General features: G+C 59.6%; 23 protein-coding genes. 15 read left to right on the top strand and 8 right to left on the bottom strand.

Going from position 1 to position 23,919, the window contains the following annotated elements:
* Positions 1 to 180 precede the first annotated feature (180 nt).
* Both FHW68_RS16655 and FHW68_RS16650 read right to left on the bottom strand, forming a co-directional pair.
* Positions 181 to 1,674, bottom strand: a complete 1,494-nt coding sequence (locus tag FHW68_RS16655) for a CoA-acylating methylmalonate-semialdehyde dehydrogenase (protein WP_183681440.1) — start codon at positions 1,672 to 1,674, stop codon at positions 181 to 183.
* A gap of 63 nt (positions 1,675 to 1,737) precedes the next feature.
* The gene (locus FHW68_RS16650) at positions 1,738 to 3,087 is read right to left on the bottom strand and encodes an aspartate aminotransferase family protein (protein WP_095632335.1); all 1,350 of its coding nucleotides are present in this window, start codon (positions 3,085 to 3,087) and stop codon (positions 1,738 to 1,740) included.
* 139 nt (positions 3,088 to 3,226) lie between these two features.
* On the opposite strand from FHW68_RS16650, the gene FHW68_RS16645 reads away from it, so the two are divergent.
* From FHW68_RS16645 to FHW68_RS16620, 6 genes are all read left to right on the top strand, one after another.
* Complete coding sequence (locus FHW68_RS16645) at positions 3,227 to 4,147, top strand: LysR family transcriptional regulator (protein ID WP_095632334.1); 921 nt, start codon at positions 3,227 to 3,229, stop codon at positions 4,145 to 4,147.
* 211 nt (positions 4,148 to 4,358) lie between these two features.
* Entirely contained in the window at positions 4,359 to 5,009 is a 651-nt protein-coding gene (locus tag FHW68_RS16640) for a TetR/AcrR family transcriptional regulator (protein ID WP_095632333.1), read from the top strand.
* Between the two features lie 7 nt (positions 5,010 to 5,016).
* A complete protein-coding gene (locus FHW68_RS16635) occupies positions 5,017 to 5,598 on the top strand; it encodes a YigZ family protein (RefSeq protein WP_095632332.1) in 582 nt (193 codons plus the stop codon).
* Between the two features lie 606 nt (positions 5,599 to 6,204).
* Positions 6,205 to 7,761 carry an ABC transporter ATP-binding protein gene (locus tag FHW68_RS16630; RefSeq protein WP_183681437.1) on the top strand — a complete coding sequence of 519 codons (1,557 nt, stop codon included), beginning with the start codon at positions 6,205 to 6,207 and terminating at the stop codon, positions 7,759 to 7,761.
* A gap of 19 nt (positions 7,762 to 7,780) precedes the next feature.
* Entirely contained in the window at positions 7,781 to 8,887 is a 1,107-nt protein-coding gene (locus tag FHW68_RS16625; RefSeq protein ID WP_183681434.1) for an ABC transporter permease, read from the top strand.
* Entirely contained in the window at positions 8,887 to 9,813 is a 927-nt protein-coding gene (locus tag FHW68_RS16620) for an ABC transporter permease (protein ID WP_183681431.1), read from the top strand. Before FHW68_RS16625 ends, FHW68_RS16620 begins: the two co-directional genes overlap by 1 nt.
* Positions 9,814 to 9,887: 74 nt before the next feature.
* On the opposite strand, the gene FHW68_RS16615 is transcribed toward FHW68_RS16620, so the two are convergent.
* Positions 9,888 to 10,319, bottom strand: a complete 432-nt coding sequence (locus tag FHW68_RS16615) for a hypothetical protein (RefSeq protein WP_183681428.1) — start codon at positions 10,317 to 10,319, stop codon at positions 9,888 to 9,890.
* A gap of 82 nt (positions 10,320 to 10,401) precedes the next feature.
* Between FHW68_RS16615 and FHW68_RS16610 the strand changes: the two genes are divergently transcribed.
* The 6 genes from FHW68_RS16610 (at position 10,402) to FHW68_RS16585 (ending at position 16,706) form a co-directional block, all read left to right on the top strand.
* Positions 10,402 to 10,752: a MerR family transcriptional regulator gene (locus tag FHW68_RS16610; RefSeq protein ID WP_183681425.1), complete on the top strand. Its 351-nt coding sequence runs from the start codon at positions 10,402 to 10,404 to the stop codon at positions 10,750 to 10,752.
* Positions 10,753 to 10,777: 25 nt separating this feature from the next.
* Complete coding sequence (locus tag FHW68_RS16605; RefSeq protein ID WP_183681422.1) at positions 10,778 to 11,464, top strand: SDR family oxidoreductase; 687 nt, start codon at positions 10,778 to 10,780, stop codon at positions 11,462 to 11,464.
* A 303-nt stretch (positions 11,465 to 11,767) separates the two neighbouring features.
* Positions 11,768 to 13,126 (top strand): 8-oxoguanine deaminase, encoded by a 1,359-nt coding sequence (locus FHW68_RS16600; protein ID WP_183681419.1) that lies wholly within the window; start codon positions 11,768 to 11,770, stop codon positions 13,124 to 13,126.
* Between the two features lie 340 nt (positions 13,127 to 13,466).
* Entirely contained in the window at positions 13,467 to 14,549 is a 1,083-nt protein-coding gene (locus tag FHW68_RS16595; protein WP_183681416.1) for a BMP family ABC transporter substrate-binding protein, read from the top strand.
* 155 nt (positions 14,550 to 14,704) lie between these two features.
* A complete protein-coding gene (locus FHW68_RS16590) occupies positions 14,705 to 15,670 on the top strand; it encodes a 2-oxoglutarate and iron-dependent oxygenase domain-containing protein (RefSeq protein WP_183681413.1) in 966 nt (321 codons plus the stop codon).
* Between the two features lie 82 nt (positions 15,671 to 15,752).
* On the top strand, positions 15,753 to 16,706 hold the full coding sequence (locus tag FHW68_RS16585) for an adenosine deaminase (protein ID WP_183681410.1): 954 nt from the start codon (positions 15,753 to 15,755) through the stop codon (positions 16,704 to 16,706).
* Between the two features lie 115 nt (positions 16,707 to 16,821).
* Here the strand turns inward: FHW68_RS16585 and FHW68_RS16580 are convergent, their stop codons facing one another.
* The 3 genes from FHW68_RS16580 to FHW68_RS16570 all read right to left on the bottom strand — a co-directional run bounded on the left by FHW68_RS16580 (position 16,822) and on the right by FHW68_RS16570 (position 20,319).
* Positions 16,822 to 18,204, bottom strand: a complete 1,383-nt coding sequence (locus tag FHW68_RS16580) for an MFS transporter (protein ID WP_183681408.1) — start codon at positions 18,202 to 18,204, stop codon at positions 16,822 to 16,824.
* A 134-nt stretch (positions 18,205 to 18,338) separates the two neighbouring features.
* Entirely contained in the window at positions 18,339 to 19,073 is a 735-nt protein-coding gene (locus tag FHW68_RS16575; protein ID WP_183681406.1) for a helix-turn-helix transcriptional regulator, read from the bottom strand.
* A 316-nt stretch (positions 19,074 to 19,389) separates the two neighbouring features.
* Positions 19,390 to 20,319: a LysR family transcriptional regulator gene (locus FHW68_RS16570; RefSeq protein ID WP_183681402.1), complete on the bottom strand. Its 930-nt coding sequence runs from the start codon at positions 20,317 to 20,319 to the stop codon at positions 19,390 to 19,392.
* Positions 20,320 to 20,436: 117 nt separating this feature from the next.
* Between FHW68_RS16570 and FHW68_RS16565 the strand changes: the two genes are divergently transcribed.
* Positions 20,437 to 21,450, top strand: coding sequence for a zinc-binding alcohol dehydrogenase family protein (locus FHW68_RS16565; RefSeq protein ID WP_183681399.1), 1,014 nt, complete (start codon positions 20,437 to 20,439; stop codon positions 21,448 to 21,450).
* A gap of 168 nt (positions 21,451 to 21,618) precedes the next feature.
* The gene (locus tag FHW68_RS16560) at positions 21,619 to 21,789 is read left to right on the top strand and encodes a hypothetical protein (protein WP_168185126.1); all 171 of its coding nucleotides are present in this window, start codon (positions 21,619 to 21,621) and stop codon (positions 21,787 to 21,789) included.
* An 8-nt stretch (positions 21,790 to 21,797) separates the two neighbouring features.
* Here FHW68_RS16560 and FHW68_RS16555 read toward each other — a convergent pair whose 3' ends face one another.
* Entirely contained in the window at positions 21,798 to 22,994 is a 1,197-nt protein-coding gene (locus tag FHW68_RS16555) for a multidrug effflux MFS transporter (protein ID WP_183681396.1), read from the bottom strand.
* Positions 22,995 to 23,104: 110 nt separating this feature from the next.
* Positions 23,105 to 23,302, bottom strand: coding sequence for a heavy-metal-associated domain-containing protein (locus FHW68_RS16550; RefSeq protein ID WP_008069687.1), 198 nt, complete (start codon positions 23,300 to 23,302; stop codon positions 23,105 to 23,107).
* A gap of 159 nt (positions 23,303 to 23,461) precedes the next feature.
* On the opposite strand from FHW68_RS16550, the gene FHW68_RS16545 reads away from it, so the two are divergent.
* Positions 23,462 to 23,845 (top strand): hypothetical protein, encoded by a 384-nt coding sequence (locus FHW68_RS16545; protein WP_183681393.1) that lies wholly within the window; start codon positions 23,462 to 23,464, stop codon positions 23,843 to 23,845.
* Positions 23,846 to 23,919 lie beyond the last annotated feature (74 nt).

Raw genomic sequence — 23,919 nt, 5'->3', positions numbered from 1 at the left:
AAAACCGCGTAACTCATTGTTTACCAAGGAGTTTTCCGTTTCGACTGCGCCGGAAGTGGGGCGAATTATAGGCCTTCAAAATCTGCCGTCAACCCAAATCTTCACATTTCTGTCATATAGGCCAAAAAAGCCCGTAAACAAGAAGGCCGACCTCAAGAGGTCGGCCTTCTGCCCTTCTACTTACAAGCTAGGGAATGCGAATTGCGAAGCCTCATGGCTCGCCCGTTGCGGCCAACGCTGGGTAATCGCCTTGCGACGGGTATAGAACCGCACGCCATCCGGACCATACGCATGCAGATCGCCAAACAGCGAACGCTTCCAGCCGCCAAAGCTGTGATAAGCCACTGGCACCGGCAATGGCACGTTGACGCCAACCATACCCACTTCAATCTCATCGCAGAACAACCGCGCTGCTTCCCCATCACGCGTGAAGATACAGGTGCCGTTGCCATACTCGTGATCGTTGATCAGTTGCATTGCCTCTTCCAGGCTATTGACCCGGACGACGCACAGCACCGGTCCGAAGATCTCTTCTTTATAGATGCGCATTTCTGGCGTGACGTTATCGAACAGGCAGCCGCCCAGGAAGAACCCTCCCTCATGACCGGCAACGCCCAGGCCACGACCATCCACCACCAAGGTCGCCCCTGCTGATACACCGTCTTCTATATAGCCAGTGACTTTATCGCGAGCCTGTCCAGAAACCAGCGGCCCCATATCCAGACCGCAAGTGGTACCCGCACCGATTTTCAGCGCCTTGATCTGCGGCACCAGTTTGGCCACCAACGCATCCGCCACTTGATCGCCAACGCAAACGGCTACCGAAATCGCCATGCAGCGCTCACCGCACGACCCGTACGCCGCGCCCATCAGTGCGCTGACGGCGTTATCCAGATCCGCATCCGGCATCAATACCGCGTGGTTCTTCGCCCCGCCCAGCGCCTGGACGCGTTTGCCGCGCCTGGTGCCTTCGGCGTAAATGTATTCGGCAATCGGCGTCGAACCGACGAAACTCAGTGCTTTGACTTCCGGCGCTTCAATCAAGGCATCCACCGCAGCCTTGTCGCCATGCACCACACTCAGCACGCCTTTCGGCAGGCCGGCTTCCAACAGCAGCTGAGCAATCAATAACGTCGAGCTTGGATCGCGCTCGGAAGGCTTGAGAATAAAGCAGTTGCCGCAGACGATCGCCAGCGGGTACATCCACAGCGGCACCATGGCCGGGAAGTTGAACGGAGTAATACCGGCCACCACGCCCAATGGCTGGAAATCCGACCAAGCATCAATGTTCGGCCCAACGTTACGGCTGTACTCGCCCTTGAGAATTTCCGGTGCAGCACAGGCGAACTCGACGTTCTCGATCCCGCGCTTCAATTCACCCGCTGCATCTTCCAGCGTCTTGCCATGCTCTTCACTGATCAGTTGTGCAATGCGAGCTTCATTCTGTTCCAGCAATTGTTTGAAGCGGAACATCACCTGAGCGCGCTTGGCCGCCGGAGTGTTACGCCAGGCCGGGAACGCAGCTTTGGCCGCGTCGATGGCTTTTTGAATGGTTTCACGGCTGGCCAATGACAGCTTGTGGATCGCCTGACCGGTGGACGGGTTGAACACGTCGGCCGTACGACCGTCTTCGGTCACCAGTTCGCCATTGATCAAATGCGGGATAAGGCTCATGCAGGGCTCCTGAAAGTTGTCCACAGGCGCCCGCAGAAGGACGCCACTATAGAGAGAGAAAAATCAGTCGATTTTGTTCAGCACTTCGCCGACGGCGTCGAACAAGCGATCGAGGTCTTGCGGCTTGCTGTTGAAGGTTGGGCCGAACTGCAGGGTGTCGCCGCCGAAGCGCACGTAGAACCCGGCTTTCCACAAGGCCATGCCGGCCTCGAACGGCCGCACGATGGCATCACCGTCGCGAGGCGCAATCTGGATGGCGCCAGCCAACCCGTAGTTACGAATGTCGATGACGTTCTTGCTGCCCTTCAAACCGTGCAGGGCATTTTCGAAATGCGGTGCCACTTCCGCCACGCTCTGCACCAGGTTTTCCTTTTGCAGCAGGTCGAGTGCCGCCAGGCCCGCGGCGCAAGCCACCGGATGGGCGGAATAGGTGTAGCCGTGGGGGAATTCCACCGCGTACTCAGGCGTCGCCTGATTCATGAAGGTTTGGTAGATCTCGGAGCTGGCAATCACCGCGCCCATCGGGATCGCGCCGTTGGTGACTTGTTTGGCAATGCACATCAGGTCCGGCGTCACGCCAAAGCTGTCGGCGCCGAACATCGAACCGGTACGACCGAAACCGGTGATCACTTCATCAAACACCAACAGGATGTTGTGCTGATCGCAGATTTCGCGAAGACGCTTGAGGTAACCCTGCGGCGGAACCAGAACGCCAGCGGAACCGGCCATTGGTTCGACGAATACCGCTGCTATGTTCGATGCATCATGCAGTTCGATCAGCTTGAGCAGTTCATCGGCCAGGGCGATGCCACCTTGCTCCGGCATCCCACGGGAAAACGCATTGCTCGCCAGCAACGTGTGCGGCAGATGATCGACGTCCATCATCGCCTGACCGAACAGTTTGCGGTTGCCGTTCACGCCGCCAAGGCTGGTGCCGGCGATGTTCACGCCGTGATAGCCACGAGCGCGACCGATCATTTTGGTTTTGGTGGCCTGGCCTTTCAGGCGCCAGTAAGCACGCACCATTTTCACCGCCGTGTCTGCACACTCGGAACCCGAGTCGGTGAAGAACACGTGATTCAGATTGCCCGGGGTCAGGTCGGTGATTTTCTCAGCCAACTGGAACGACAGCGGGTGACCGTACTGGAAGCCTGGCGAGTAATCGAGCGTGCCCAACTGCCTGGCTACCGCGTCCTGGATTTCCTTGCGGGTGTGCCCGGCGCCGCAAGTCCACAGACCAGAGAGCGAATCGTAGACCTTGCGGCCCTTGTCATCTGTCAGCCAACTGCCCTCGGCAGCCACGATCAGTCGCGGGTCGCGCTGGAAATTGCGGTTCGCGGTGTAGGGCATCCAGTGAGCATCGAGCTTAAGCTGGCTGGCCAGGGAAGTCGGGGCGTTTTCAGGCACGTTCATGGGCAAAACCTCGCAGAGCAATAAGCGGCGTGAAGATGAAAAGCGTTCTTGCAGCTAAATTGCCACGGGGATAAAGTCGGTGAAATCCAACTTTTCTAACCTTCAGTCAGTCAACTACTAAACTTTGAGTAAATAAGGCATGAGCAGCCGGCGTCCCGATCCACTGGCGCAAGTCAGTGACTTTGATATCCGCCTGTTGCGGATTTTTCGCAGCGTCGTGGAATGCGGCGGCTTCTCTGCGGCGGAATCGGTGCTGGGTATCGGTCGCTCGGCAATCAGCCAGCAAATGAGCGATCTGGAACAGCGCCTCGGCTTGCGTCTGTGCCAACGCGGGCGCGCCGGTTTTTCCCTGACCGAAGAGGGCCGCGAGGTTTACCAATCGGCGTTGCAGCTATTAAGTGCGCTGGAAAGTTTCCGCACCGAGGTCAATGGCCTGCACCAGCATTTGCGCGGTGAATTGACCATCGGCCTGACCGACAACCTGGTCACCCTGCCCCACATGCGCATTACCCATGCCTTGGCACAATTGAAGGAACGCGGCCCGGACGTTCAGATCCAGATCCGCATGATCGCGCCCAATGAAGTCGAACAAGGCGTGCTCGACGGGCGCTTGCATGTCGGCGTAGTGCCGCAAGCCAGTGCACTGTCGGGGCTGGAATATCAGCCGCTCTACAGCGAACGTTCGCTGCTGTATTGCGCAGTCGGCCATCCATTGTTCTACGTCGACGACAAACAACTGGACGATGAGCGTCTCAATAGCCAGGACGCCATTGCCCCAACCTTCCGTTTGCCCGCCGAGATTCAGGCCCATTACCAGGCGCTTAATTGCACCGCCAGTGCGTCGGATCGCGAAGGCATGGCATTTCTGATTCTGACCGGGCGCTACATCGGTTACCTGCCGGATCATTACGCCAGCCTCTGGGTGCAACAAGGCCGTTTGCGTGCGCTGAAACCCATGGCACGTTTTTATGACCTGAGCCTGGCATCGGTCACACGCAAGGGACGTCGGCCCCATCTCGTGCTGGAAAGCTTCCTTGAGAGCCTGGCCGCAACGCGCTGAACAACTGAAGATTCTTGTGGGAGCCGAGCTTGCTCGCGATGGCTGCTTAACATTCAGCATCGATGGTGACTGACCTGGCGCCATCGCGAGCAAGCTCGGCTCCCACAGGGATTGCAGTGGTCAAGGTTTTATCGTGTCGGGACTTGTCTGCGACCTGCGGGTGCGCTATCAACGCATCTGGTTGCACCCATCTACCTGTTCGGAAGTGCCTATGACCTTTGAAGTCCCAGCCCACGGCGCAAAACCCGCCAGCCGCATTCGTCAGAAGAACGAAGAGACCATCATCAAAGCCGCCGAAGACGAATTCGCCCGTCACGGATTCAAAGGCACCAGCATGAACACCATCGCGCAGAAGGCCCGGTTGCCCAAAGCGAACCTGCATTACTACTTCACCAACAAACTGGGGTTGTATGTGGCGGTGCTGAGCAACATCCTTGAACTCTGGGACAGCACTTTCAATACCCTCACGGTCGAGGATGATCCGGCCGAAGCGTTGACGCGCTACATTCGCGCAAAAATGGAGTTCTCCCGGCGCCAGCCACAAGCTTCGAGGGTCTTCGCCATGGAGGTCATCAGCGGCGGTGAATGCCTGAGCGAGCATTTCAACCAGGACTACCGCACCTGGTTTCAGGGCCGGGCCGCAGTGTTTCAAACCTGGATCGACGCCGGCAAAATGGACCCGATCGACCCGGTGCATTTGATCTTCCTGCTGTGGGGCAGTACCCAGCATTACGCCGACTTTGCCACGCAGATCTGCCGTGTCACCGGGCGCAGCAAGTTGACCAAGCAAGACATGGACGATGCCGGCAACAACCTGATCCGCATCATTCTCAAAGGCTGCGGCCTGACGCCTCCTATCTAAGATTTCTATGCCTTTTACCCTCAGCGGTTTTTGCCAATACCGCGAAGAGATTCGCAAAAGCCGCTTCATCACCCTCGCCGCGCCGATTACCCGTGCAATTGAAGCTCAAGCGTTCATCGAGCAACACAGTGATTTGAACGCCTCGCACAATTGCTGGGCATGGAAACTCGGCAATCAATATCGCAGCAACGATGATGGCGAACCCGGCGGCACCGCTGGCCGACCGATTCTGGCAGCAATCGAGGCGCAGGATTGCGATCAGGTTGTGGTGCTGGTGATCCGCTGGTATGGCGGCATTCAACTGGGCACCGGTGGCCTTGCCCGGGCCTATGGCGGCGGTGCCAACAAATGCCTGCAAGGGGCGCCGAAGGTCGAGCTGATCAGCCGCGTGCCGGTCAGTTGTGCCTGTGCATTTGGCGAGTTGGCGCTGGTGAAGCTTCGGTTAGCGGAACTGGGCGGTTTGGTCGTGGAAGAAACCTTCACAGCCAATGGCGTGGACCTGCAATTGGCGATCGGCGAGGGACAGATAGAGGCCTTGCAAACGCAGCTGGCGGATTTGAGTCGTGGGCGCATTTTGTTGCGGCGTTAGAAGGTCAAAAGATCGCAGCCTTCAGCAGCCGACCATATACATCCGTAAAAACGCAATCCCGGAGCTGCCCAAGGCTGCGATCTTTTGGGGCGCCCCGGTTTTCTTTATTCTCGATACTTGCCCACATCTGCTGTGCACCCGGCTGTGGATAACCTGAGCACATTGTGCTGTAACCCTTCTGTCATGCGGCTTTGCGGGCTTTGCTCATTTTTCATCCAATTCTTCTGCGGCAACGTTTATTCCACGTGAAAACAATCAGTTAGAGCGGTTTATCGCCTTTAGAAGAAAGCCCCTCAACGCTTATGCCCCCGCGCTCGTGTTGCGCACAAATACTGTGGAACAACCTGTGGATAACCCGTTCATGGCTGGCGCAGCCCCATGTCCGACATAGCTTGCAGGTTACTGCTCGTTTTTTGATCAACTCACCACGGGCAAAACCGGAGCCTGATCAAAGAGCGTGCGCTCAAATGGTGCCTGATTCGCAATTGGAATAAGGCGAGTCAACGTCCACAGCCCCGATGCCAGCAAGGTTCTGCCTATTTCCTGACTCAATGGCCAGGAAATTGCTTTATCCCCAGGTATACCTTCTGTCGACCTGAGCCTGTCATGCCCAACCCCGTGCCGATCCCCGATCAAATACCGCGCCTGCAATTGCGCAGAATCAGCAAACGTTATCCCGGCTGCCTGGCCAACGACGCCATCGACTTGAGCATTGCCCCTGGTGAGATCCACGCCCTGCTCGGCGAAAACGGTGCGGGCAAAAGTACCCTGATGAAGATCATCTACGGCGTCACTCACGCCGACTCAGGGGAAATGATCTGGCAGGGCCAGCGGGTGAGCATGCGCAACCCGGCCCAGGCTCGCAGCTTGGGGATTGGCATGGTGTTCCAGCATTTCTCGCTGTTCGAAACCCTGAGCGTGGCGCAGAACATCGCGCTGGCGATGGGCGCGGCGACGGGTACGCCAAAGCAGCTCGAACCGAAGATTCGTGAAGTGTCCCAACGCTACGGCATGGCGCTGGAACCGGAGCGACTTGTCCACAGCCTGTCCATCGGCGAGCGTCAACGGGTAGAAATCATTCGCTGCCTGATGCAGGACATCCGCCTGTTGATTCTCGATGAGCCGACGTCGGTACTGACTCCGCAAGAAGCCGACGAGTTGTTTGTCACGTTGCGCCGACTGGCCGCCGAGGGCTGCAGCATTTTATTTATCAGCCACAAGCTGGGCGAAGTGCGCGCGTTGTGCCACAGCGCTACGGTGTTGCGCGGCGGTCGGGTGGCCGGGCATTGCGTGCCGGCGCAGTGCTCGGATCGGCAACTGGCGCAATTGATGGTTGGTGAAGCCGCCGAGCTGATCACCGAGTACCCGAAGGTCGTGGGTGCTGATGCGTTTTTGAGTGTGACGGGGTTGTCCTGGCATAACCCGGACCCGTTCGGCTGCTCGCTGAAGAATATTGATCTGGACGTGCGCAGCGGCGAAATCGTGGGCGTCGCCGGGGTGGCCGGCAATGGCCAGGATGAGTTGCTGGCCTTGCTCAGTGGTGAAGAACGGCTACCCCGCGATAACAGCGCGACGATCAGTTTCGGCGGGCAACCGATAGCCCATTTGCGGCCGGATGCGCGACGCAAGCTTGGCCTGGCGTTCGTCCCCGCCGAGCGTCTGGGCCATGGCGCAGTGCCTGAGCTGAGCCTGGCCGATAACGCCCTGCTCACCGCGTTTCAACAGGGACTGGTCAGCAACGGGCTGATCCAGCGCGGCAAGGTCGAAGCACTGGCCGAAGACATCATTCGCCGCTTCGGGGTCAAGACACCTGGTGCCCAGACGCCTGCCCGCAGTCTTTCCGGCGGCAACTTGCAAAAATTCATCCTCGGCCGGGAAATCCTCCAGCAGCCTGAATTGCTGGTCGCCGCGCACCCGACCTGGGGCGTGGACGTCGGCGCTGCCGCGACGATTCATCGAGCGCTGATTGCCTTGCGCGATGCTGGCGCAGCGATCCTGGTGATCTCTGAAGACCTCGACGAATTGTTCCAGATCAGCGACCGCCTCGGCGCCCTGTGCGGCGGTCGGCTGTCGCCATTGCAGGCCACTATCGACACTCATCTGAGCGACGTCGGCGGCTGGATGGCCGGCCAGTTCGATGCCTCTCAATCTCCCGCCCCGTAGCGCTTTAACGGAGTTTCACATGCTGCTTTCTCTCGAACCCCGTGGCCAGCAATCACGCCTGATGTTGTGGTGCTCGCCCTTGCTGGCGGCCGTGTTGACGCTGGGCTGTGGCTCATTGCTGTTTATCGCCCTGGGCCACGATCCGTTGCTGACCTTGCACACCTTGCTGATTGCACCGATCAGCGACTTGTACGGCGTCTCTGAATTGTTAGTCAAAGCGCTGCCGATTCTGCTCTGCGCATTGGGCCTGGCGGTGGCGTATCAGGCACGGATCTGGAACATCGGCGCCGAAGGTCAGTTGCTGCTCGGCGCCCTCGCGGGCAGTGCGTTGGCGGTGAACATCATTGGCTGGCAAAGCCGCTGGGCGCTGGTGTTGATCCTGCTCACAGGCACCCTGGCCGGCGCCGCATGGGCCGGGCTGACGGCGTGGTTGCGCACGCGCTTCAATGCCAATGAAATCCTCACCAGCATCATGCTCAATTACATCGCCCTGAACCTGCTGCTGTTTTGCGTCCACGGGCCGCTGAAGGACCCGGCCGGGTTCAACTTTCCGGAGTCGGCGATGTTCGGCGATGCCAGTCGACTGCCGCTGTTGATGGAGGACGGTCGGGTTCACGCCGGGGTCTATTTCGCCTTGCTCGCGCTGGTGGCGATATGGGTGTTGCTGCAGAAAAGCTTCGTCGGCTTCCAGATCAAAGTGCTCGGGCTGGATAAGCGCGCCGCCGGTTTCGTCGGCTTTCGCCAGAAGCGACTGATCTGGCTGGCGCTGTTGATCAGCGGCGGTTTGGCGGGGCTGGCCGGGGCCTGCGAAGTCACTGGGCCGATCGGTCAATTGGTGCCGCAAGTCTCGCCGGGTTATGGCTATGCGGCGATCACCGTGGCGTTTCTCGGGCGACTGAATCCCGTCGGCATTCTGTTTTCCAGCCTGTTGATGGCGCTGCTGTACATCGGTGGCGAGAGCGCACAGATGAGCATGAACCTGCCACAAGCGATCACCCAATTGTTCCAGGGGATGATGCTGTTTTTCCTGCTGGCCAGTGACGTGCTGATTCTCTACCGACCGCGTTTGAACCTGCGCAGGGCACGGCGCATTTCGACCAGCGCCGTACACGCAGGAGCCTTGTGATGGATATCGATCTGCTGAGCAATATTTTCTACGCCATGGTCCGTTGCGGTACGCCGTTGTTGCTGGTGGCGCTGGGCGAGCTGATTTGCGAGAAGAGTGGCGTCCTCAATCTGGGGCAGGAAGGCATGATGCTGTTTGGCGCGGTGATCGGTTTTGTCGTCGCGCTGAACAGCGGCAACCTCTGGCTTGGCGTGTTGCTGGCGATGCTCGCCGGGATGCTGCTGTCGTCGCTGTTTGCCCTGGTGGCGCTGGTGTTCAATGCCAATCAGGTGGCGACCGGCTTGGCGTTGACGATCTTTGGCGTGGGCCTGTCGACCTTTGTCGGCGCAGCGTGGGTCGGCAAACCGTTGGCGGGTTTCGAGCCGGTGGCTATTCCATTGTTGAGTGAAATCCCGCTGATCGGGCGGATGCTGTTTGCCCAGGACTTGCTGGTGTATTTGTCGTTCGCGCTATTCTCGTCAGTGGCTTGGGTGATTCTGAAAAGTCGCATCGGGTTGATCATTCAGGCCGTCGGCGAAAACCCGGACGCCGCCAGTGCCATGGGCTTGCCGGTGTTGCGTGTGCGCACGCTGGCAGTGCTGTTTGGCGGCGCGATGGCGGGGTTGGCCGGGGCTTATCTGTCCCTGGCCTACACACCGATGTGGGCGGAAAACATGAGCGCCGGTCGCGGCTGGATTGCCTTGGCGCTGGTGGTGTTTGCCAGTTGGCGAGTGTGGCGATTGCTGCTCGGGGCGTATCTGTTCGGTCTCGCCAGCATTCTGCATTTGGTGGCGCAGGGGTTGGGGCTGGCGATTGCGTCGAGCCTGCTGGCGATGCTGCCGTATGCCGCGACCATTGTGGTGTTGGTGCTGTTGTCCCGGGATGCCGTGCGCACACGGTTGTATGCGCCGGTGTCGTTGGGGCAGCCGTGGCAGGCCGGGCATTAGGTGTTGGCCGTTCGGGCCTTCTTCGCGGGCAAGCCTCGCTCCTACGAATTTGAGTCGTTCACATCCTCGGCGAACTACACAAAACCTGCAGGAGCGAGGCTTGCCCGCGAAGGCGCCCGAACAGGCAACGCTTGCGCCACGCCCCACGCCAATTCAAAGACCAGGAAAATAACCAGCAATGAGCTGGCGCCGTGGAGCAAGGCATACAGCTGCCAGGCCGAAAACAGAAACCGCCCCACCGCGTCATACCGCCCAAACACCTGCTGCGGGTCACGAATCCGCAGCACCGCCCACACGCACACAATCGAACCCAACAGATTCGCCATCAGCATGTGCATTGGCTCGAACGGCGGTAGCTCGCCAGACAAATTGAACGTCTGGCTCAGGCTCGAAAACAGGCCATGCAACGCCACAAAACTCCATGGCGTCACAAAAGCAGCGGTCACGATCAGGTCGTACCACGCACTGCCAAGCACCACTTGACGATATTGCGTTGAAGTCCACATCCGTTTTGCTCCATAAATTCAGGGAGCAACAAGGCTAAAGCCTGGAGTATGCTCCAGGGTCAAGCCCTTTCGAGACAGCAAGATGCGCATCGGTGAATTAGCCCAGGCCAGCGCCGTCAGCCGCGACACGTTACGTTTTTACGAGCAACGCGGATTGATCGCCGCGCAACGCAGCGCCAATGGCTACCGCGACTATCCGCAGGAGATGGTGCAACTGGTGCTGTACATCAAGACGGCTCAACGACTGGGCTTTACCCTTGGCGAAATCGGCAACAGTGTCGCTGCGCTACGTCAGGCGCCCGACCCAGCCGATGCCGTGACCCAGTTGCTGCAAGACAAACTGAACCTGATTGAAACCCGTATCGCCGAACTCGATGTCTTGCGTCAGGAATTGCAACATCGGCTCGGTCAACGTTGTCCATTAAATCCGTGATTCTCATCCATCAAGGAAGCCATTCATGTCCAAGGCAAAAACCGCACTCATCATCGGTGCCTCCCGAGGCTTGGGCCTCGGCCTGGTGAAAACCCTGCTGGCCGACGGCTGGCAAGTCACCGCCACCGTGCGCAACCCGCAGGGCGCCGAAGCCTTGCAGGCGCTGGGCAAGGTGCGGATCGAAAAACTCGACATGGACGATCAGCAAGCGGTCATCGCCCTGAGCCAAAAACTCAAGGACGAAGTGTTCGACCTATTGTTCGTGAACGCCGGGGTCAAGGGGCCAGAGGTCCAGACGCCGGGCGGCGCGACGTTGGCCGAGGTGGGTCAGCTGTTCTTCACCAACGCCGTGGCGCCGATCAATCTGGCCCAGCGCTTTGTCGGGCAGATTCGCGATGGCAGCGGCGTGCTGGCGTTCATGAGTTCGGTGCTGGGCAGCGTGACCATGCCCGATGCGCCGGAACTGGCGCTGTACAAAGCCAGCAAAGCGGCGCTGAACTCCATGACCAACAGTTTCGTCACGCAACTGGGCGAACAGAAACTCACCGTGCTGTCGCTGCATCCGGGTTGGGTGAAGACTGATATGGGCGGTGAAGGCGCGGACATTGATGTGGATACCAGCACCCGCGGGTTAATCGATCAGGTTAATGCGTATGCCGGCAAGGGCGGGCATCATTTTGTGAATTACAGGGGCGAGACCATTCCCTGGTGACACCACAGATCGAGTGTGGGAGCGGGCTGTGGCGAGGGGGCTTGCCCCCGTTGGGCTGCGAAGCAGTCCCCAAATCTCTGATGTACCAAAAATTTTGTGAGTGCTACGCACTCAAACGGGGGCAAGCCCCCTCGCCACAGCCCGCTCCCACAGGGGGTTTACGTTGTCCTGTCGGGCATGGCTTGCCCGCAAAGCTTTTTTGTTCGAAACTCCGCACCTCGCCCCCGCGGCGACCCTGGATCAGCAGACAGGGCAACACTGAGCTGGCAACCCTGAACCCAACTTTCAGAGGAGCCGGCCCCCATGCCTGCGACCCGTACCTGGTTAAAAAATCCCCTCGCCATTTTCACGGCCAACGCGCTCGATGCCCGTGGCGGTCTGGTTGTGCAAGACGGTTTGATCATCGAAGTGCTCAGCGCCGGCCAGCAACCGTCCGCGCCCTGTGACCACGTTTTCGACGCCCGCGAACACGTGATCCTGCCGGGGCTGATCAACACCCATCACCACTTCTATCAAACCCTGACCCGTGCCTGGGCGCCGGTGGTCAATCAACCGTTGTTCCCGTGGTTGAAAACCCTCTATCCGGTCTGGGCTCGTCTGACCCCTGAAAAACTTGCCCTCGCCACCAAAGTCGCGTTGGCCGAATTGCTGCTGTCCGGTTGCACCACCGCGGCTGATCACCATTACCTGTTTCCTGACGGCCTGGAATACGCGATCGATGTACAGGTCGAGAGTGTTCGCGAACTGGGCATGCGCGCCATGCTCACTCGCGGTTCCATGAGCCTTGGCGAAAAAGACGGCGGCCTGCCACCGCAGCAGACCGTCCAGGAAGGTGAAGTGATCCTCGCCGACAGCCAGCGCTTGATTGCCGCGTACCACGAACGCGGCGATGGGGCACAGATTCAAATCGCGTTGGCCCCCTGCTCACCGTTTTCCGTAACCCCGCACATCATGTCCGCCAGCGCTGAACTGGCGACCAAACTCGACGTGCGCCTGCACACGCACCTGGCAGAAACCCTCGATGAAGAAGACTTCTGCCTGCAACGCTTTGGCCTGCGCACTGTGGATTACCTGGACAGCGTCGGCTGGCTCGGCCCACGCACCTGGCTGGCTCACGGCATTCATTTCAACCCCGACGAAATCGCCCGTCTTGGCGCGGCCGGCACGGGCATTTGCCATTGCCCGAGTTCGAACATGCGCCTGGCTTCCGGCATTTGCCCGACGCTGGACCTGACCGCTGCGGGTGCGCTGCTGGGTCTGGGCGTGGACGGTTCGGCGTCCAACGATGCGTCGAACATGATCCTCGAAACCCGTCAGGCGTTGTACCTCCAGCGGCTGCGTTATGGCGCGGAAAAGATTACGCCGGAGTTGGTTCTGGGCTGGGCGACCAAGGGCTCGGCGAATTTGCTCGGGCGCACCGATATCGGTGAACTGGCGGTGGGCAAGCAAGCGGATCTGGCGCTGTTCAAACTGGATGAACTGCGCTTCTCCGGCAGCCATGATCCAGTGTCCGCGCTGCTGCTGTGCGGCGCCGATCGGGCGGACCGGGTGATGGTCGGCGGGAAGTGGCGGGTAATCGACGGGCAGGTTGAGGGGCTGGACCTCAAAGGATTGATTGCCGATCACAGCCAGGCGGCTCGGCAGTTGATCGCCGGTACCTGACACAACACTAAACAACTCTAGGAGCGAGCCTGCTCGCGATGAGGCCATGTCATTCAATATTGAGGTTGAATGTTGGTCCGCTATCGCGAGCTGGCTCACTTGTATGTTTAGTGCGCGCCCGCACCAGTGGATGGCGTGTATTCGAGACGGTGCACCGGGATGGTTCTGCGGGGGGCGTCAGGGACTCTTCGCGGGCAAGCCTCGCTCCTACGGGATTTGCGCAGGTCATGTGCGGGCTTGCCCGCGATGGCCGTTACGCGATTCTGATCCATTTGTTGTCCTGTTGGTCAGCAATTTGCATTGCCCTGACCTACCTCACAACAAAATGGAGTTCCCGTTCATGCATAAACGTCCGTTGAAGCAGCTGATCTGCGCTGTCGCCGCAGCCATCGGCCTGAGCGCCAGCCTGAGCGCCAGTGCCGCCGATCCGCTGAAAGTCGGCTTCGTCTATATCGGCCCGATCGGTGACCACGGCTGGACGTATCAGCATGAACAGGGACGCAAGGTGCTGGCAGAAAAATTCGGCGAGCAGATCACCACCCACTACGTGGAAAACGTCGCCGAGGGCGCCGATGCCGAGCGGGTGATCCGCAACATGGCCAAGGACAGGTACGACCTGATTTTCACCACATCCTTTGGCTACATGAACCCGACCCTGAAAGTCGCCAAACAATTTCCCAAGGTGACCTTCGAACACGCCACCGGCTACAAGCAGGACAAGAACCTCGGCACCTACCTCGCTCGCACTTATGAAGGCCGCTACGTCGGCGGTTTCCTCGCGGCGAAGATGACCAAGACCAAAAAAGTCGGCTACGTCGCCTCGTTCCCGATTCCTGAAGTGATCCGCGACATCAACGCCATTCAACTGGCCCTGAACAAGTACAACCCGGGCACCGAAATCAAAGTGGTGTGGGTCAATTCCTGGTTCGATCCGGGCAAGGAAGCCGACGCTGCCAATGCGCTGATCGATCAGGGCGTGGACGTGGTGTTCCAGCACACCGACAGCCCGGCACCGATCCAGGCGGCCGAACGGCGTGGTGTCTATGCCGTCGGTTATGCATCGGACATGGCGCACTTCGGGCCGAAAGCGGTGTTGACGTCTATCGTCAACGACTGGGGGCCGCACTACATTCAGGCGACTCAGAGCGTGCTCGGCCACACGTGGAAATCCCAGGATTACTGGGGCGGTCTGAAGGAAGGCACGGTTGAGCTGCCGATCAGCGACCTAGTGCCGGCCGCAGTGAAAACCGAAGCCGAGCAGATCATTGCCGACATCAAGAGCGGGACCTTGCAGCCGTTTACCGGGCCAATCAAGGACCAGGCTGGCGTGGAGAAGATCCCGGCGGGCGCGACGGCCACCAATGCGCAGCTGGCGTCGATGAACTACTACGTGGAAGGCATGAAGGCCGAGATGCCGAAGTAATTCCTTTAAGCCAAAACACAGTACCTGTGGGAGCGGGCTTGCCCGCGATAGCGGACTTTCAGTCAACAGAGATGTTGGAGACGTCATCGCGGGCAAGCCCGCTCCCACAGGGTTTTCGAGTGTTTTCCGGTCTGCGCACTCTTCAGGACAGCCGCATGAACAGCCTTCCCATCATCGACATCAACCCGCTCTACAGCGATGAAGCCCAAGCATGGCAATCGGTCGCCACACAAATCGACCATGCCTGCCGCGAATGGGGCTTTTTCTATATCAAGGGCCACCCGATCGCCCCGTCGCGTATCGCCGCCGTGCTCGACCACGCCCAACGTTTCTTCGCCCTGCCCACCGCCGAAAAACTCAAGATCGACATCACCCAGACCCGCCATCATCGCGGCTATGGCGCCATCGCCACCGAACAACTCGACCCGAGCAAACCCAGCGATCTGAAAGAAACTTTCGACATGGGCCTGCACCTGCCGGCGGATCATCCCGAGGTGATTGCAGAAAAACCTTTGCGTGGGCCCAATCGTCATCCGTCGTTGCCCGGTTGGGAATCGCTGATGGAGCAACACTACGTCGACATGCAGGCGCTCGCTCAAACCTTGCTGCGGGCCATGACGCTGGCGCTGGGCATCGAGCGCGATTTCTTCGACAGGCGTTTCAAAGAACCGGTCAGCGTGCTGCGGATGATCCATTACCCGCCGCGCCATACCGCCAGCACCTTCGATCAGCAAGGTGCCGGCGCTCACACCGATTACGGCTGCATCACCCTGCTTTATCAGGATGCCGCTGGCGGACTGCAAGTGCGCAATGTGCGGGGCGAATGGATCGATGCGCCGCCGATCGAAGGCACGTTCGTGGTCAACCTCGGCGACATGATGGCGCGCTGGAGCAACGACCGTTACTTGTCGACGCCGCACCGGGTGATCAGCCCGTCGGGAGTGGATCGTTACTCGATGCCGTTCTTTGCCGAGCCGCATCCCGACACCGCCATTGAATGCCTGCCCGGCTGTCAGGACGAAGGGCGTCCGGCGAAATATCCGGCCACCACCTGCGTCGAATTCCTGCTGTCGCGCTTCGCCGAGACCTATGCTTATCGACGGCAACAGCCAGCCGTGTAATGAACCGGCTGGTCAGGTTTTGCTCATTGTTTCTGCGGGCATCTGTAGAATGCCCCCCATTGCACCTGATGAGATTTCAAACATGTACGACTGGCTGAACGCTCTGCCCAAGGCAGAATTGCACTTGCACCTGGAAGGTTCGCTGGAGCCTGAGCTGCTGTTCGCCCTGGCCGAACGCAACAAGATCACCCTGCCGTGGAGCGACGTTGAAACGCTGCGCAAGGCTTACGCCTTCAATAACCTGCAAGAGTTTCTCGACCTGTATTACCAGGGCGCCGACGTGTTGCGCACCTCTCAGGATTTCTACGACCTGACCTGGGCCTACCTGTTGCGCTGCAAGGCGCAGAACGTGATTCACACCGAGCCGTTCTTTGACCCGCAAACCCATACCGACCGTGGCATCCCGTTCGAAGTCGTGCTCAACGGCATCGCCGCCGCACTGAAGGATGGCGAGCAGCAACTGGGCATCACCAGTGGTTTGATCCTCAGTTTCCTGCGTCACTTGAGCGAAGAACAAGCGCAGAAAACCCTCGACCAAGCGCTGCCGTTCCGCGATGCGTTTGTTGCCGTAGGCCTGGACAGTTCGGAGATGGGCCACCCACCGAGCAAGTTCCAGCGGGTGTTCGATCGTGCACGCAGCGAAGGTTTCCTGACCGTGGCACACGCCGGTGAAGAAGGCCCGCCGGAGTACATCTGGGAAGCCCTCGACCTGCTGAAAATCCAGCGCATCGACCATGGTGTGCGCGCCATCGAAGACGAGCGTTTGATGCAGCGGATCATCGACGAGCAGATCCCGCTGACCGTGTGCCCGTTGTCGAACACCAAACTCTGCGTGTTCGATCACATGTCCCAGCACAACATTCTCGACATGCTCGAACGCGGCGTGAAGGTCACAGTGAACTCCGATGACCCGGCCTACTTCGGCGGGTATGTCACCGAGAACTTCTACGCGCTGTACACCGATCTGGGCATGACCCAGGATCAGGCCAGGCGCCTGGCGCAGAACAGCCTGGATGCCAGATTGGTCAAACCTTAAAAGCCAACGAATAACCTGTGGCAGCGGGCTTGCCCGCGATAGCGGACTGTCAGCCAACTCAATGTTGAGGCAGTTGGCCTCATCGCGGGCAAGCCCGCTCCCACAGGTTCGGTGATTAACGGACGATCACTGGCTCACTCAACTCTTCCAGCGTCTTGCCCCGGGTCTCCATCCCGAATATCCACACCACCCCCGCCGCAATCGCAAAGCACATTGCCCCCAGCGCAAACACCCCGCCCTGCCCGGTCATCGGGAACACCAGTCCGGTCACCAACGGCCCGAGCAACGACCCCACGCGGCCGATGGCTGACGCGAACCCCGAGCCCGTGGCGCGTGCCGACGTCGGGTACAACTCAGGGGTGTAGGTGTAGAGCACCGCCCACATGCCGAACAGGAAAAACTGCATCAGCAACCCCGAGGTAATCAACAGACTGACGTTGCCGCCGAACACGGCACTCTGGCCATAAAGAAACGCCATGATGCCGCCGCCGAGCAATGTCACGACGCACACCGGTTTACGTCCCCAGCGTTCCACCAGCCAGGCGGCCATAAGGAAACCGGGAATTCCGCCAAGGGAGATCAATACCGTGTAATACACCGATTGAGTCACGGCGAAACCCGATTGCTGCAATAACGCACTGAGCCAGGACGTCAGGCCATAGAAACCCAGCAAAGCGAAAAACCACACGCTCCAGATCATCATCGTGCGCTGGCGATACGGCGCAGACCAGATCTCCGCTAGCGCAGAGAAGAACCTGCCCGGTTGACTCGCCACCCGGGGCAGACGAATCGGTTCAGGCAAATCCGCACGGCCCAATGAAACCCGGACCCGCTCTTCGATGCCGAGCAAAACCTTGTCCGCCGCGTCGTGATGTCCGGCCTGCTCCAGCCAGCGCGGTGACTCGGGGATAAAAAAACGAATCGCCAGGACGAACACCGCCGGCACCGCCAATACCAGAAAGATGTCGCGCCAGCCAATCACCGGTAACAGGAAGTACGACAGCACCCCGGCCGCCACGAAACCGAGCGGCCAAAAACCATCCATCAACGCGATGTAACGCCCACGCCGCTTTGCCGGAATCAGCTCCGACAGCATCGACTGAGCAATCGGAAACTCCATGCCCATGCCGATCCCCAGCAGTATTCGGAACAGCGTCAGCGTTTCAACGTTCTGCGCCGTGGAGCACAGGTAGCTGGCGATGCCCCACAGCACAATGCTCCACTGGAACACCGGTTTGCGCCCGAAGCGGTCGGCCAGCATGCCCGACAGCGATGCGCCAAGGACCATGCCGAAGAAACTCGAACTGGCCAGCAGCCCGGCCTGCGCCGTGCTCAAACCAAACTCGGTTTTGATCGAGCCGAGCAGAAAGGTCATCATCGCCAGGTCCATGGAGTCGAAAAAAAACGCCAGGGCGATGATGATGAAGATGAGACGGTGATAACCGCTGATGGGCAGCCGTTCCAATCGTTCTGCCGCGCTGAAGCTTCGTGTGTCCATGCCACATCCCCCCAATCCTGAAAGTCCCCGGATCGAGTGTGCGCGATAGCGGCTGGGGATTATTGCTGGATGCGACCTGTCCGCAACTATGAACGACGCCTGAAACAATTCCCGGACGTCGCACCTTGATGGCTTTAAAGCGCCATTTCCAATTCGGTTTCCTTGGCGAAGCGATGGATTTCCCGTTGCCCCGCCGCGGTGATCTGCAACGCTCGCGAATCGTTGGGCAGGCTCAACCAGCCCGATTGCATGAACAGCTGCAACAACGCCGCGCCCAAAGAACCGCCCATGTGCGGACGTCTTTCGCTCCAGTCCGGGCAAGCGCAGGCGACTCTGCTGTTGCGATGGGCCAATGCCTGGATGAACACACCGCGTGTTGCCAATTGTGTGGCGCCCTTGTGAGTGATCATGACCCGCTGATCGAATTGCTCGATCCAGCCCGCATCCAGCAGGCGCTGGTACAGATCGGCGGCCAGGGTGCCGCCCAGATGATCGTCACACAGCCTGGCCCGCAGCAGTGACGAAGGCGCCGCCTGAGGTTTGGCGATAGGGCTCGTGCGTTTGAAAACCTCCGGGATGTCCCGAGGCGTACTGGCCAGGGTGGCGCTGGCGAGGGCCTCTATCGCGACGCCGACTTCGGGCGCGGCAAGCCGGAAAAACCGTTTGCGGCCACGGGTTTCGACTTTCAACAGACCTCCGGTGGACAAGCGCCCTAAATGCGCACTGGCCGAAGACGGCGACAGGCCGGCCAGCAATGCCAACTCTTCGGTTTGCCGCGCCGAGCCATCCATCAAGGCCCACATCATTGCGCTGCGCTTGGGGTCAGCCAGCAATGTGGCGATCTGGCTGATGCAAGGTGCATGTTCCATGTATTCACTCCCTGTTGAATCGTTTCGTCTACTGCTCGGAGACATCTTGACCAGTAATGTGTCGTCGGCCAAGACGCGAAAACCGCCATGGACCGGGCAAAGCCACCCACTTACCCAAGCCATTGCTTCGTGGGTGCAACGAAGGTCTGGTGATGACCATCGGGTATGACCGAATCGAACCTGACCTCGCCATTGCGAGGTCGACGGTGCGTACATGAGGCGGGCGCTAGTATAAGCGGGTTAACCGCCGGTTCCTGCCCTTGGGAATCCATTGGTGGTGATAGTTCCTGACAGAAATTTCGCTATTTGCCTGCGACTAATGATCGACATCCGATTTCGTCGGAAATTGACTGCTTATGCGAGCGCATCGGCTGGCAAGCATTTCCCGCAAAAGGTTCACCGGCTTACTCAATTGTGCGCGATGGGCGCACAGCAAATTCAGCGGAGCGCGCTCACAGAGCAGCTCCGGCATCAGCACTTTCAACCGACCGGCCAGCACATCGGCCGCGACATCGAGCCAGGATTTATACGCAATTCCCGCCCCCGCCAGGGCCCACAAACGCACAACATCGGCATCGTCACTGAAGCGATCACCACTGACCGTCAGGCTCACTTCGCGTTTGCCATCGTGGAAACTCCAGTGATCGTGAACCCGACCACCGAGCATGAATAACAGGCAGTTGTGCTGAGCCAATTGCTCCAGATACCGAGGTTCGCCATGCCGGGCCAGATAATTCGGCGCCGCGCAGAGCACGCGACGGTTCTGCGCAGCGATGGGCAACGCCACCAGGCTCGAGTCTTCCGGCTCGCCATACCGCAGGGCAATGTCCACCGGTTGGCGAAACAGGTCGGCGATGCGATCGCCCAGCAGCAACCGTACCGTGAGCTTCGGATGCTCGCGCTGAAACTCGTCGAGCCACGGCAACAGCAGGTTGCGACCGAAATCCGAAGGCGCCGACAGCTGCAAAACCCCGCTGACCTGATCCTGCCCGCTGGCCAGCAAGCGGCGGCCTTCATCGAGATTGCTCAAGGCTGCCCGGGCGTATTCCAGAAAACCTTCGCCTTCCGCGGTCAGGCGCAAGCTGCGGGTGGAACGGGCGAGCAAGCGGGCGCCAAGCTGCTGTTCGATGCGCTTCAGTGCCGCACTCGCCACCGCCGCCGACATGTCCATCACCCGCGCCGCCGCCGACAGGCTGCCCAGGTCCGCAGCCCTAACGAACAACTGCAAGTCATCGAAACGCAGCATCGTCAGCCTCGATTATCAAAAAAACATTGAAAGAGACTGTTCTTTTAGCGGGTTTTATCTTGCCGGGAAATAACCAATCATCTGCCCCATCGAAATTATTCCCTCTCAGGAACGCACATGAAAGCCATCGCCTACTACGACTCCCTGCCCATCAGCGACGAAAAATCCCTGCAAGACGTCGAATTGCCAGAACCGGTCGCCGGCCCGCGTGACCTGTTGGTGGAGGTCAAAGCCATTTCGGTCAACCCGGTGGACACCAAGGTCCGCCAGAACGTCCAGCCGGAAGGTGGCGTGGCAAAGGTGCTGGGCTGGGACGTGGCCGGTGTGGTCAAGGCTGTCGGCAGCGAAGTGACCTTGTTCAAGGCCGGCGACAAGGTGTTCTACGCAGGCTCCATCGCCCGTGCCGGCGGCAATAGCGAGTTGCATGTGGTGGATGAGCGAATCGTCGGCCATATGCCGAAAACCCTCGGTTTCGCCGAAGCGGCCGCCCTGCCGCTGACCGCCATCACTGCATGGGAATTGCTGTTCGAGCGCCTGCAAGTGCGCGAAGGCAAAACCGATGAAGGCCAGAGCCTGCTGATTGTGGGTGCCGCTGGCGGTGTGGGTTCAATCCTCACGCAGTTGGCCAGCCAGCTCACCGCGCTGAAGGTCATCGGCACCGCTTCCCGTGCACAGACTCAAAGCTGGGTGCGCAACCTGGGTGCCGATCAGGTGATCGACCATAGCCAGCCGCTGAGTGAAGAACTCAAACGTGCCGGGGTCGGGCAGGTGACCCATGTCGCCAGCCTGACCCAGACCGATCAACATCTGGATCAATTGGTGGAAGCGTTGGCGCCGCAAGGCAAACTGGCGCTGATCGATGATCCGAAGTCCCTGGACGTGACCAAGCTCAAGCGCAAGAGCCTGTCGCTGCACTGGGAGTTCATGTACACCCGTTCGCTGTTCGAAACCGCAGACATGATCGAGCAGCACAAACTGCTCAACCGCGTCGCCGGGCTGATCGATGCAGGCACCCTGAAAACCACGCTCGGCGAGCATTTCGGGACCATCAACGCGGCCAACCTGCGGCGTGCCCATGCTCTGCTGGAGAGCGGCAAATCCAAGGGCAAAATTGTGCTTGAAGGGTTCTGATCGCGCCTTTGTAGGAGCCGGTGATTTTTTGCCGTCAGTCAGAGAATTGACCGTTGTCACAATTGCGATCGTATTCGGGTCTACAATCGAATCCGCTACGAATAATCGTTTATGTGATGTCATTTGAGACGTCTTTTACCAGACGTCTTTTACCAAAGGAGCTCAGCAATGAAGATCCTGATACAAGAAGTGGCAAAATCCCGCTGGCAGGTCCGTCTGGATCAACACGCTGTGACATTCCGCAGTGAAGCCGAAGCGCTGGCCTTCACTAAAACGCTTGAAGCGCGCTTGCACGCGCCCCATCAGATTCCCGACCGTCAGCATCGCGCTGCTGGCTGAGTCCGTCCTCAGGCCTGGGCTTGCATCAGCGCGCGGGCATTTTGCAAACGTCGGGTGAGCATCGCCGCGCTCACCACCAGAACCCCGCACAGGCTGATGACCATGGCCATCGGCATGGCGCTGCCATCATGTAAAACCCCCACCAATGCTGCGGCCCCGGCGGCAACGCTGAATTGCAGGCAACCGAGCATCGCCGAGGCACTGCCCGCGCGCGCACCCTGACCGTTCATGGCGCAGGCCGAGGCGTTGGGCACAATACAACCCAGGCTGGCAATGCAAAGGAAAAGCGGAATCAGCAACGGCCACAACTGCGCGGTGTGCAACGCGCTGACCGCCAACAGGGCCAGACCGCCCGCCAGATAAAGCCAGACGGTACGCGCCAGCAAAAAGGCCGGGCCGCGCTTGGCCAGCATTCGGGCGTTGACCTGGGCCACCAGAATGAAACCCGCCGCGTTAATGCCGAACAGCCAGCCGAAATGCTCGGCCGGCACGCCATAGAGTTTGATAAAGACGAACGGTGAACCGGCGATGTAGGCAAACATCCCGGCGATGGCGATGCCACCGGTCAGGGCATGGCCGAGGAAGATCGGGTCCGCCAGTAACCGACCGTACTGACGCAACGCGCCCGACAACGGTTGGCGCGGCACATGGGCCGGCAGACTTTCCGGCAGCCCCAAGGCCACTGCCAACCCTGCCAGCGCACTGAAACCGGTCAATACCAGAAAGATCGATTGCCAGCCCGTCGTGTTGACCAGCAACCCGCCCAGCATCGGCGCAAGAATCGGCGCCAGGCCCATCACCAGCATCAACTGTGAAAAGACCTTCGCCGACCCCACCGCATCGCATTTATCGCTGACCACCGCCCGCGAAATCACCATGCCCGCGCAACCGCCCAGCGCCTGGACGAAACGTGCGCCAATCAGCCATTCCAGCGTCGGCGCATAAGCACAGGCCAATGAAGCGGCGGTGAACAAGCCGACACCTGTCAGCAAGGGAATCCGTCGCCCGAAGCGATCGGCCACCGGGCCGTACGCCAGTTGACCAATGGACAGGCCCAGGAAATAGGCCGCCAGGGTCAGTTGAACGTGTTTTTCGTCGGTGCCGAAAGCGAGCGCCATCGCCGGGAAGGCCGGCAGGTAGAAATCGATCGCCAGCGGACCAAAAGCGCTCAAGGCGCCGAGAATCAGGATTGCGCGCAAGTTCATCAGGCGTCCAGGTTAGACAGACAGGTTGGCCATAAATCGGCAGGTCGACAGTCTAGCCGGGCGTGGACGCCTTGAACATTCCGTTAGGTCGCTAACTATCAAAAAAACTCTCAGGCCAGTTTGACGCCGTAGCCCTCTTCGCTGATCGCGGCGATCACCTGATCGGCCGTCAACGCACTTTCAACGCCGACTTCTTTTGCCGCCAGATCAATACGCACGCTGGCCGCGGGGTCCTTGGCTTGCAGCGCTTGGGTGATGGCCTTGACGCAATGACCGCAGGACATGCCTTCAACATTGAACACTTGCACGGGACGTCTCCTTGATGGTGCCTTTTAATAGGGTTGAGCGCAGTCTCGAGCTTGCCACCATGGCAAGGTCAAGTTCTCAAGCAAGCTGCCGGGCTGGCAATCGGCGTCATGCTCGGCCAAGCTGCGTCCAACTTTGACTCGACATCAGGAGATTCAGCCATGCGCTGGTCAGCTCTCAGCCTGTTTGGCTTCCTCAGCCTATTTGCCGCGACACCTTCGGCCCAAGCCGCCGGGGAGGATTACGGCGTGCTGATCATTTCCCGCGAGCGCCTTGAAGTGTCGACTTCCTGCGAGATCGGCGTGTACATCCACGATCAGCTATCGGCGCGACTGTTCCAGGAACAGAGTACCTCGTTCAACCTGGCGCCGGGCAATGTGTCCCTGCGCCTCAAACTGCTGCCGGGCCAGGCACCGGGTTGCAACCCGGGCATGCTCGCGCCGGGGTCGCAGAACATCACGCTCAAGGCCGGGGATGTGTTGAAGTTCCGGATTGCGATGACGCAGGAAGGGATGTACCTCAAGCCTGCGGCCCTCGAGTATTGAGTCGTCTGTAAAAAGATCGCAGCCTTCGGCAGCTCCTACATTGACCGCGTGTTAACCCGATCCCGTAGGAGCTG

The sequence above is a fragment of the Pseudomonas sp. Tn43 genome (assembly GCF_014192635.1).
Classification (GTDB): Bacteria; Pseudomonadota; Gammaproteobacteria; order Pseudomonadales; family Pseudomonadaceae; genus Aquipseudomonas.
This window is presented reverse-complemented; position numbering and strand designations above follow the sequence as displayed.

What these genes read in the sequence shown, in the direction of transcription:
- FHW68_RS16655 (WP_183681440.1), bottom strand. Translation starts at nt 1,674, where the DNA reads ATGAGCCTTATCCCGCATTTGATCAATGGCGAACTGGTGACCGAAGAC.
- FHW68_RS16650 (WP_095632335.1), bottom strand. Translation starts at nt 3,087, where the DNA reads ATGAACGTGCCTGAAAACGCCCCGACTTCCCTGGCCAGCCAGCTTAAG.
- FHW68_RS16645 (WP_095632334.1), top strand. Translation starts at nt 3,227, where the DNA reads ATGAGCAGCCGGCGTCCCGATCCACTGGCGCAAGTCAGTGACTTTGAT.
- FHW68_RS16640 (WP_095632333.1), top strand. Translation starts at nt 4,359, where the DNA reads ATGACCTTTGAAGTCCCAGCCCACGGCGCAAAACCCGCCAGCCGCATT.
- FHW68_RS16635 (WP_095632332.1), top strand. Translation starts at nt 5,017, where the DNA reads ATGCCTTTTACCCTCAGCGGTTTTTGCCAATACCGCGAAGAGATTCGC.
- FHW68_RS16630 (WP_183681437.1), top strand. Translation starts at nt 6,205, where the DNA reads ATGCCCAACCCCGTGCCGATCCCCGATCAAATACCGCGCCTGCAATTG.
- FHW68_RS16625 (WP_183681434.1), top strand. Translation starts at nt 7,781, where the DNA reads ATGCTGCTTTCTCTCGAACCCCGTGGCCAGCAATCACGCCTGATGTTG.
- FHW68_RS16620 (WP_183681431.1), top strand. Translation starts at nt 8,887, where the DNA reads ATGGATATCGATCTGCTGAGCAATATTTTCTACGCCATGGTCCGTTGC.
- FHW68_RS16615 (WP_183681428.1), bottom strand. Translation starts at nt 10,319, where the DNA reads ATGTGGACTTCAACGCAATATCGTCAAGTGGTGCTTGGCAGTGCGTGG.
- FHW68_RS16610 (WP_183681425.1), top strand. Translation starts at nt 10,402, where the DNA reads ATGCGCATCGGTGAATTAGCCCAGGCCAGCGCCGTCAGCCGCGACACG.
- FHW68_RS16605 (WP_183681422.1), top strand. Translation starts at nt 10,778, where the DNA reads ATGTCCAAGGCAAAAACCGCACTCATCATCGGTGCCTCCCGAGGCTTG.
- FHW68_RS16600 (WP_183681419.1), top strand. Translation starts at nt 11,768, where the DNA reads ATGCCTGCGACCCGTACCTGGTTAAAAAATCCCCTCGCCATTTTCACG.
- FHW68_RS16595 (WP_183681416.1), top strand. Translation starts at nt 13,467, where the DNA reads ATGCATAAACGTCCGTTGAAGCAGCTGATCTGCGCTGTCGCCGCAGCC.
- FHW68_RS16590 (WP_183681413.1), top strand. Translation starts at nt 14,705, where the DNA reads ATGAACAGCCTTCCCATCATCGACATCAACCCGCTCTACAGCGATGAA.
- FHW68_RS16585 (WP_183681410.1), top strand. Translation starts at nt 15,753, where the DNA reads ATGTACGACTGGCTGAACGCTCTGCCCAAGGCAGAATTGCACTTGCAC.
- FHW68_RS16580 (WP_183681408.1), bottom strand. Translation starts at nt 18,204, where the DNA reads ATGGACACACGAAGCTTCAGCGCGGCAGAACGATTGGAACGGCTGCCC.
- FHW68_RS16575 (WP_183681406.1), bottom strand. Translation starts at nt 19,073, where the DNA reads ATGGAACATGCACCTTGCATCAGCCAGATCGCCACATTGCTGGCTGAC.
- FHW68_RS16570 (WP_183681402.1), bottom strand. Translation starts at nt 20,319, where the DNA reads ATGCTGCGTTTCGATGACTTGCAGTTGTTCGTTAGGGCTGCGGACCTG.
- FHW68_RS16565 (WP_183681399.1), top strand. Translation starts at nt 20,437, where the DNA reads ATGAAAGCCATCGCCTACTACGACTCCCTGCCCATCAGCGACGAAAAA.
- FHW68_RS16560 (WP_168185126.1), top strand. Translation starts at nt 21,619, where the DNA reads ATGAAGATCCTGATACAAGAAGTGGCAAAATCCCGCTGGCAGGTCCGT.
- FHW68_RS16555 (WP_183681396.1), bottom strand. Translation starts at nt 22,994, where the DNA reads ATGAACTTGCGCGCAATCCTGATTCTCGGCGCCTTGAGCGCTTTTGGT.
- FHW68_RS16545 (WP_183681393.1), top strand. Translation starts at nt 23,462, where the DNA reads ATGCGCTGGTCAGCTCTCAGCCTGTTTGGCTTCCTCAGCCTATTTGCC.